At 60.2% G+C, this 1326-nt stretch carries 2 pseudogenes; one reads left to right on the top strand and one right to left on the bottom strand.

Annotated elements, in window-relative coordinates:
* Nucleotides 1-98 (bottom strand): annotated as a pseudogene (locus ACSQ83_RS35855) (integrase); the annotation flags it as partial.
* A gap of 308 nt (nucleotides 99-406) precedes the next feature.
* Between ACSQ83_RS35855 and ACSQ83_RS35850 the strand changes: the two are divergent.
* Nucleotides 407-1243 (top strand): annotated as a pseudogene (locus ACSQ83_RS35850) (glutaminase); the annotation flags it as partial.
* Nucleotides 1244-1326 lie beyond the last annotated feature (83 nt).

Raw genomic sequence — 1326 nt, 5'->3', positions numbered from 1 at the left:
GGCGAGCGTCCGAGGAAGACTGTGAACTCGCGTACGACGCGAAGGTAGTTGGATTGCGTGGTCGGCGCGAGGCGACGCATGCGCATGTCGTCCATCATGCGCTGGCGTAACGGGCTGATAACTTCGGTGGATGTCGTCATAGCTCGGCTCCTGTCGAGTAACGAGGCGGATCGCCTCATCAATCAACATAGGAAACCAAGCCGGGTCCCTCCGAAAAACCACATGCCTCAAACGGAGGGCCTACCGCGCGAGCGGTTTAGTCCGATGGCCGAACCCGGTCCGACGTTGAACTGGCGGAATGTCGCCATTGATCGGTCCGCGTCGGGCAGAAGTCGACCCTTCTCCGCCGCTCGCGCTTCCTTGTGCAGAACGGCAGATCTCCAAGGTCAAGCGGTCATCTGAGTAGGTCGCCCGACTTGCAAAAGTCCCAGCCGACAGCTTCGGCATGGCGATCGCCACACCGGCCGGCGAAGTCTTCCGTACGGGCCAAGCCGACACTCGGTTTTCGATCCAAAGTATTTCGAAGCTATTCGCCTGCACGATGGCTTTCCGGCTGCTCGGAGATGAACTCTGGGAACGCGTCGGCCGCGAACCGTCCGGGACACCGTTCAATTCGCTGGTGCAACTCGAAGCCGAGCGGGGTAAGCCGCGTAATCCGTTCATCAACGCTGGCGCGCTGGTCGTCACCGACGTACTGTGCCGACGCTTCGTCAAGGCCGAGATCGCTCTGGTGGAGTTTCTGCGGCGGCTAACCGGGGAGGCAACAATCGACTACGATTTGCGCGTCGCACAGTCCGAACTGCGGCATGCAGATCGCAACCAAGCTATGGCGCATTTCATCGCGAGCTTTGGCAATATGGAAATGCCTGTCCATGCGGTAGTTGACGCGTATTGCCGGCAATGTGCGATCTCAATGAGTTGCGTCGAACTGGCGAAGGCCGCCCTGTTCCTGAGTAATGGCGGCGTCGTACCATCGACCGGGGAGCGCATCCTCGACAGCAGTTCGACAAAGCGTCTGTCGGCGCTGATGTTGACCTGCGGCACTTACGACGCTGCAGGCGACTTCGTCTTTCGCGTCGGCTTGCCAGCTAAGAGTGGCGTCGGCGGCGGCATCGTCGCGGTGCTGCCGGGCGAAATGGCGGTCTGCGTGTGGTCGCCCGGCCTCGACGCGAACGGCAACTCACTTGCCGGCGCGAAGTCACTGGAAACTCTGACCACACTTACCGGGCAGTCCATCTTTTAATACCGTCGTGACGGATAGCCTTCGCGGTTTATCTTCACATAGCGCTGAAGCGAGCAGTGCCGAATATTTTCTCCGGCTGGAGT

It is taken from the genome of Caballeronia sp. LjRoot29, assembly GCF_964252755.1.
Lineage (GTDB): Bacteria > Pseudomonadota > Gammaproteobacteria > Burkholderiales > Burkholderiaceae > Caballeronia.
Note: the sequence above shows the minus strand (reverse complement) of the source record. Positions and strands in the feature narration are given on the sequence as shown.